General features: G+C 47.5%; 7 protein-coding genes. 2 read left to right on the top strand and 5 right to left on the bottom strand.

Translation table 11 applies throughout. The annotated features are described in order from the left end of the window. Positions 1–150: 150 nt before the first annotated feature. Together F2P46_RS35045 and F2P46_RS35040 are read left to right on the top strand one after the other, a co-directional pair. Positions 151–1,683, top strand: coding sequence for a DNA/RNA non-specific endonuclease (locus tag F2P46_RS35045; RefSeq protein WP_166899042.1), 1,533 nt, complete (start codon positions 151–153; stop codon positions 1,681–1,683). 7 nt (positions 1,684–1,690) lie between these two features. Further along, complete coding sequence (locus F2P46_RS35040; protein WP_166899040.1) at positions 1,691–2,167, top strand: hypothetical protein; 477 nt, start codon at positions 1,691–1,693, stop codon at positions 2,165–2,167. A gap of 577 nt (positions 2,168–2,744) precedes the next feature. Here F2P46_RS35040 and F2P46_RS35035 read toward each other — a convergent pair. From F2P46_RS35035 to F2P46_RS38945, 5 genes are all read right to left on the bottom strand, one after another. Then, the gene (locus F2P46_RS35035) at positions 2,745–3,629 is read right to left on the bottom strand and encodes a hypothetical protein (protein ID WP_166899038.1); all 885 of its coding nucleotides are present in this window, start codon (positions 3,627–3,629) and stop codon (positions 2,745–2,747) included. A gap of 21 nt (positions 3,630–3,650) precedes the next feature. Next, the gene (locus F2P46_RS35030) at positions 3,651–4,571 is read right to left on the bottom strand and encodes a hypothetical protein (protein WP_166899037.1); all 921 of its coding nucleotides are present in this window, start codon (positions 4,569–4,571) and stop codon (positions 3,651–3,653) included. Between the two features lie 23 nt (positions 4,572–4,594). Then, on the bottom strand, positions 4,595–5,275 hold the full coding sequence (locus F2P46_RS35025) for a hypothetical protein (protein WP_166899035.1): 681 nt from the start codon (positions 5,273–5,275) through the stop codon (positions 4,595–4,597). 123 nt (positions 5,276–5,398) lie between these two features. Then, positions 5,399–6,067 (bottom strand): hypothetical protein, encoded by a 669-nt coding sequence (locus tag F2P46_RS35020; protein WP_166899033.1) that lies wholly within the window; start codon positions 6,065–6,067, stop codon positions 5,399–5,401. A gap of 362 nt (positions 6,068–6,429) precedes the next feature. Continuing rightward, the gene (locus F2P46_RS38945; RefSeq protein WP_368737992.1) at positions 6,430–6,846 is read right to left on the bottom strand and encodes a CPBP family glutamic-type intramembrane protease; all 417 of its coding nucleotides are present in this window, start codon (positions 6,844–6,846) and stop codon (positions 6,430–6,432) included. Between the last annotated feature and the right edge of the window lie 896 nt (positions 6,847–7,742).

Genomic DNA, 7,742 nt, shown 5'->3' with positions numbered 1-7,742 from the left:
GTTAGATACGATACGAATAGATTTGGACACAAGAACTTGCGTCCTGCTCTGGCGAATAATGTTCGACAAAAATAATCCTCCCGCAGAAATTGATATTATCGCTATACCTCTCGATGAGAACGGAAATTTATCAGACAAGTGGATCTCATAATGCCCGACGATAAAATTTCAAGCAAACCGAAAGCGCAGACTGCCTTGTCCGGGACCACGCGGCACGCGGCAAACGAAACCGCATGGTATGCCATCAGCACCGCGCCGGATTATTGCAAAGTCGGAAAAAGTGTCGTGGGCTTCGATACCTACGCGGTATTGAATAACAAGGCAACCGCGTCGCCTAACGTGAAAGCGCAAACTGGCGCTAAGCCTATCTATCGTGTAGACGACATGGTGAAAGGCGTTCAGGGAAATGCTGGTGCCGGCGTTTGTTCAAACACGTCATTAGACCTCGGCTATCTGAAGTTCGTCAGCGGTCAATATAACCTGCGTGTCAACGGCCGATCTGTCGTCATTGATGGTTCTCGCTGTTTGATTAACTGCAATGCGGCAGGATTTGGAAACGCAGCTGCGGTGGTGCGAACGGAAGTTAAGAACACAAGCTCGAAAGGGGCTGAAGAAAAGTCCATGTTGGGTGGCATGAAGGAGGAAGCCGGACGGGTACTTGATAAGGAATGGTCGGATATCAAGAAGACTGCAGGGACGCTGTGGGATGCCCGGCCATTCAATGGCGACGAGGCGGTATCCGGCGCCGCTCGGTCAAAAATCTCCAGCGGAATCGAATCGACCTTTGAAGGCTTGGCTACCTTGGCCGGCCCTCCGCCTGAGCAGGTACAAGGCGCGTTGATGAGCGGCAATCCTCAAGCGATCGCAGCGGTAACAGAGATGCAGCAGCAGCAGCTTGAAGCCTACAGGGCAATTGCTGGGGAAACAAAGAAGTCGTGGAATGAGGCGGAAGCACGCAACGGCAAATCAGGCGCTACGACGATGGTCCTTATGGTAGGGGCGCTCCAGTTCATAGGCGGCAAAGGCGCCGGACTGATGGCCAGGGTCGGGAAGCGCATTAGTGAGGTAGTCGGCCTTGCAAAAACGCCCCTAGAGGCGGCAGCGCTCCTTGATAAAGAAATTACTTGGGCCAAGGCAGTCGGAAAAAGTGACGCGGAGATTAAAATGTGGAGGGATGCCCGGGACGCGCAGTTGGATATGGCAAGAAAACATGCGGCAGACCCGAAACTGGCAACAGGAGGCGTACATGTGAAAAAAGGGCGTCTAACTCCGAACGTCGAATACGAACTCAACGGATACAAGTACAAGACCGACGCTGAGGGACGCATTAAGTCTGCCGAAGGTGAGCTGCGATTGGAATCAGGGTTTCGGCGTGAAAGTCAGCAAGTGGCTGTGGGCGTGGATGATGGGCGACTTCCGAACGATGCCGGCGGCCATCTGGTTGGAAGGCAATTTGATGGGTACGGGGGCAAGGAAAATCTAGTGCCGATGGGATCAATCAACAAAGGCAATGGCCAGTGGGGGCAGATGGAAACCAACTGGGCTAATCGTCTAAAAGCTGGCGATACCGTACAGGTGAAGATCGATGTGATTTATAATAGCGCAACTGCGAGGCCTGCAGCGTTCGACGTTACTGAGATTATTAATGGCATAAAGAGCCAACGTACTATTCTTAATATTTGAGGAAAAAATGAATTCAGAAATTGAGCGTTTGCAGAGTGCTATCGCGCTAGAGATTTATGAGGTGCGGCCCGAAGGCGAATGGATAGAAGGAACATATCGTGTTATCTGCATTACGACTTTTCTAGAAGGAGCTTGTCTTTTTCGATTAAAAGATGGCACCGAAAAAAGCGGCGATACTAGCTACAGATCATCGCAGCTATTTTTTGATCTGCGCAAAGAGATGGCGAAATTAAACAATAACGGTCACGCGTGGTATGCGGCCTCTTGCACGCTCTCAGACGTTGGGAAATTTAGGTTTGAGTTTAACTATGATCATTTGCCAGCTTTTGAAATCATTCCCGACGCGGAAAGATGGCTTCTTGAGTTTAAAGATTATCCCCGTCCCGAGCTTCAATCGAAAATTCAGGATTGGATCGATGGAAAAGCTGAGCCAGCAGTTATCGTTGAGCGTTTAAAAAAATGGCAGGGTGCAGTCAAGGCGTGAAACGTTTGCCATCTGGAAGGTCGAGATGAACTAACGTATTTGCTTGTGGTCTAACTGACGACCGCAAGAAACAACATGGTGCTCCACATGTATAACCTGCACAATCTGATTGAGTTCTAGCCGACCGCCTGCGTGATCCGACACGTGCAGGCCGCACGACTTCAATCCAGCACACTTATCGAATATTTCACCCTTCCGCGCGATCCTGCGGAAGGGCAGTCTTGAGCCGTACAAGCGGCGGTGACAAATGAAGAGATCGGAGGGGGTAAACATGGCGACGTTGCGTGAACGGATAGCGGAGGAAATTTCGAGATAAATATGTTCAATCAACAAACTTCCATCAGATCAGTTCAATGTCGTGGTCGAAAACGATATGGACCGAACGCGCTTGCTATGGCTCGTCACGCCCGTTGGCCTGGATGTAATCCATTCGTCTCGACCCTTCAAACTGTTACCACCTTAAGGTTCCAGCCGCTGTTCGGTCTAATGTGCGTCTTGCGGTATCAATGAGATGTGAGGTGTGAGCTTTACGTGCTCGACCCAGGCACCGACGTAATCTGGAGTTTCGCTCTCAGTTTTAAAAAGGATTACGATAAGCGCTATTGCCACCATGTCTTGATGCACTCTTGCATTGCGAAATAATTTCTCTCGCGGATGTGACTTCGGCGGCTGTCATCGACTGATAAAGATAGTTGACACGCTCGACACTTTCTAACGTCTTGTTTTGATCTGCTATGGCTATAGCATAAAGATAGGAGCGTTTTAAATCGGGCAGACCGAATCCGCCATTCTCGTAGTGCTTAGTCATAAAAAGAAAGGCCTCTCTTAGTCCGCTTCCCGCCGCTTCTCGACCGACCTGTTCCGCTTCTGCCCTAAGGTTGTCAACTTGCCCCCGTGTTTTTAGGCGATTCACGAACTCAAGCAGCTTTGCCTCAACCAATAGGTTTTCCGCATATGCAAGTTTGAGTTCGGGTGAGCCGTCTTTTGACGCAGCTCTGAGCAATTTCAAAGGTGCGATTCGATATTCCGCGGGGATACTCCGACAAATTTTTGATGAAAAATTATCCACCGTCGCTTCAATCGAAGCTGGGAGCTTGTAGTATTCTGCTGTAGGAGAGCAGTGACTAGCCAAAGAAAACAACGCTATTCTTTGTACACTCGGAGCATCAGGCTCAAGGCTTTGAAATTGGTCATGACTCGCAGATATCTTCTCAAGGTATTGGTTTACTTCCCCCTCGAAACGCAAACGATCTTTCATCGGCGTCACCAAGACTTCAACTTTGTGGCGCTCACATATATCTATGTTCGAGTTGGGCGTATCTACCGCGCTTATATTTTTTACGATGATGGTCGCTGAAGAAGCAACAGCATTGTTTGAAGGAGCCGTTTGAACAGGCCACAGGATATCCTGTGTAAAGTATATGACCAAGAATGCCCCGATAACCAAAAACACGATTTTCATATATTTATTTGGGTTTTGAAATCAATTTTCAGAATGGACTTTGATTAGATGAGTAAGTTCTTGCTTCCGGCCTTTTGTTGGCCATCCGCCAATCCTTTCAACCAATACTCCATCCTTAAAAAAATAGAAAGTGGGAGTCTCCCAGAATGCTATTTTCTTCCAGCTTAAAATGTCCGAAGCCAATGACATAGGGAACTCTGGATGTTGCTGGGTCCATAATTGCATTTGCGAAAGATCGAAACCACGATCAATGCGGGTTAGCCACAATGTCTTCCCCGCCAGCAATTGTCGAAGTTCAGAATCAGCTTCTATATCGGACACGGCGTTTTGGGCAAAATGGCATCGCGGTGCGGACATCACGATCACGAAAAGTCCAGGGGGAAATACGAAAGAAACTTGTCTTATTTCGCCTGTTTTAAAGTCAACATTCCATAATTTATTACCTGAGTTACGCTTGGTTTCGCCGCGAACCATGGGTGGCTTTGCAACGTTGGGGGCGGGATATTTTTCGATAAAATTAGCTGCTTGAGAAAATTGCTCAGTCGAAATGTATGCCTCATACATTTTGACAAAATTGCTATTTTTGTGCTCTCCGAGGCGCACAAGAGCATCGAATGCTTCGCGCATGTGGTTAGCAAATCGAGGATCGCCCGAATAAAATTCAGCTATGTCAGCTGCGTCAAATAATTGTTGCAATGATTCCGATTTCCGTGATCCAAGCAGTTTTCGACGCTGGAACTCAGGCAAGAGATGCAAATAGGCATTCGCTATTTTTTGTGCATTTGCTGTGCTCGACGAGGTCGACATCACCGCGCTGCGCTCAACTGACTCTAACCGATCAAATGCGGAGGGGGTTGGGGCGGCCTGCGCCCCACCGAAGCTAGAAGCCAAACAGATTAGGAGTAGAAAAAAATGTCGCATTGAAATATTACGGCCCGGCATGCCTGGGCCGCAGTTGTCCTTAATTAGCAGGTTTTGAGACAGATATCGCTGCGGCTCGCCTTACAACTTCCAGGAGCAACACAAGTGTACCCCATGTAATCCTGAGGCACACTTGGACCGGTAGGATACGGCGTTGGGGTAGGTGTTGCCCATACCCCACCACTTCCAGCACCTCCCCCCCCAATACCGCCCCCCCCAAAATCACCACCCCAACTACCCTCGCCACCCTCACCCTCGCCACCTAACTCCTTAGGGCACATCAATACCGGTGTTTCGCCGGCAAGCAAGCGTTGATCCTTTTCCGTTTTTACCACTGCCTTTTTAAACAAGGCAGTGTTCGCTTGTGAACCAAACAAAGATAATATTTTTGCAATTTGAGTTGGAGTTAACTCGCTTTCTAGCTCTGCATAACGATAGCCCGTTATCCCTTTCTCATTAAAAGTCAAACTTTCAAGAAATCGCTTACGGGCCGCTTCAGATAGGACTGACAGCAAATTCTCCTGTGGCGGCGTCATCTTCATATAACGCGTTAACTCCGCGGAAGAGGTAATCGTTGCCATATGGGAGGCCAGCGCCGAGGTCTGCATAGCTGATGTAGCGTTGGGCTGGAAAGCTCCACGTCCCTTTTGCAAAAGATCTTCCTCACAGTCAGCCATTGCTGCGGAAGAGCTAAGTATCAATATTGCTGCAATAATTTGTCTCAATTAAATTCTCCAAAAAAGCATAAAATTTCCGGGATTACAGATGTACTGAGCTGCGAACACCGTCGACGAGTGCCACAGCACCGCTTCGCCAGTAACAAGGAGGTGCCACCGATCAAGATGCGGTTACGGCCACTTACACGAATTGAGGCAAATAAAATTTCTACTAGGCGCACAGGTCGCGCGATCACATTCATATCCAACATAATCTGTAGGTGCTGTCGGAGGCGGAGGCGGGGGGGGAGTCCATCCTCCACCGCTCCCACCACCTCCCCCGCCGATACCGCCCCCTCCAAAATCACCACCCTCGCCACCCTCGCCACCCTCGCCACCTAGCTCCTTAGGGCACATCAATACCGGTGTTTCGCCGGCAAGCAGGCGTTGATCCTTCTCCGTTTTTACCACTGCCTTTTTAAACAAGGTAGTGTTCGCCTGTGAACCAAACAAAGATAATATTTTTGCAATTTGAGTTGGAGTTAACTCGCCTTCTAGTTCTGCATAACGATAGCCCGTTATCCCTTTCTCATTAAAAGTCAAACTCTCAAGAAATCGCTTACGTGCCGCTTCAGATAGGACTGACAGCAAATTCTCCTGTGGCGGCGTCATCTTCATATAACGCGTCAACTGCGCGGAAGAGGTAATCGTTGCCATATGGGAGGCCAGCGCTGAGGTCTGCATAGCTGATGTAGCTTTGGGCTGGAAAGCTCCACGTCCCTTTTGCAAAAGATCCTCCTCACAGTCAGCCATTGCTGCGGAGGAGCTAAGTATCAATATTGCTGCAATAATTCGTCTCAATTAAATTCTCCAAAAAGATTACTTATGAGCGCAGCGACTTGCTGCTAATAATACTTCATCAATAGTTTTCCACGCATTCGCAACTTTCTCCTCGCGCACCAGAAAGAAGTCTCGGAGATGCAACTAAACTATGGAATGCCAGCTTGGAAATATTGCCTAAAATGAATGTATAAATATATCACAACTTAGAGAAAAATACACTTATTTGCGGGTTTTGTCGCATTGGTGAAGGTCGGCGGATCGATCAGGTGGACTGCGGCGCCCGAACCGAGAGGAATCGAGATGCTCAACTTCAAAGGTGTACGATTTCCGATCAACATGGTCTTGGTCGGCATCCACTGATACGCCAATTGCCCGCTGAGCTACCGTGCGATTACGTATGAAAGAAGAAGTACTGCCGCGTTGTGAGTGGCATGTGCAATTGCAGAGGCATAAAAACTCTTAGCGATACCTTGTCTCCGAAATTTTACGTATAGGGCTGCTAGTGGAAGTCCGGCCAAAAAGGTTAAAAGCAATTGCCCCCAACCGGCGCCTCCTAAAAAATGGCCTAGACTAAATAGGAGGGCACTAGCAATAATGCATTGTATTTTTGAGCTTGAGATAGTTCTCACTAACTCGACAGGTATGACCTGCCCAAGCAATGTTTCAAACAATGGAGCCCAACATAAAGTCATCACACCAATAAAAATTATTGACTCGGATTTAAATATTTTCGCACCTGCTATGCTGCCAAATGAGCTTTCGTCAAATATGGTTACAAAAGTCCATATTAGCAACATACTAATGGCACATGTAGATAAACCTACAATAATTGACAATTTAATGAGACAACTACTTGACGTCAAAAGAATTTTTTCATTTATCTCAGGAGTCGGCAGATCGTTATTCTTTTCGTAAACGTTCGACATCTTTTATATCTTCAATCAAAAATACCGCAACGTGCCAATCGATAAAACGACATTCGATATCCGTTACTCCGAGGCCGTCCTAGACACCACCTTGAAATTAGCGATTAAAGAGTAGAATTCGTGCGCCTATAATCTTTAAAAGCTCTCTGATTAATTTCTTTGTTTCAAATAATTCCGTTATTTATTGAAATTTAACTGTCGAGGTTATAATATATGTTTTCCATTTCACTACTGACCACAAGATGGGACCTCGAATAACCGTAGCGAGCGACGCAAGTTTGGTTTGAGAAGCGCAGCCCTACGAAGGTACGAAGTGCATCGCAGGGCGAAAATTACGTCGCACAGTAGTTTTTTCGAGGTGTCCAAGAAAATCAGCCGCAATAGGCTGTTCTCTTTCCGGTCGCGTCGCGAAGCCTGTGTCGTCTGTTCCTCCTGGACATGTTGTCGTAAGATTTAAACCGGGGGACCGGCGATGCAGCGATCGGCCCGGCCGGAGTTGACGACGCCAGATCGACGCGTATTTAGTTAATTTTTTTTAAAAGTATCGTTGGTCTCCCTTTTGCATGTCAATGCTATCTGGATAAAGTTCGTATTTTTCTTCTCATATACATTTCCCGTAGTACATATTTATAGTTTTTCTAAAGACCGCTCGAATAGAATTGGCGCTTGGAAATTTAATGGATATGGCGCATGATTTGTTGTTAGCGGGGGATTTTTGATGGATACGATCATTGTTGTCCTGCTGAACGCGTGATTAGCTTCCTAAT

The organism is Massilia sp. CCM 8734 (genome assembly GCF_011682155.1).
Taxonomy (GTDB): domain Bacteria; phylum Pseudomonadota; class Gammaproteobacteria; order Burkholderiales; family Burkholderiaceae_D; genus Telluria_A; species Telluria_A rubra.
The sequence above is the reverse complement of the archived record's forward strand: the minus strand, read 5'-3'. Positions and strand labels throughout refer to the sequence as shown.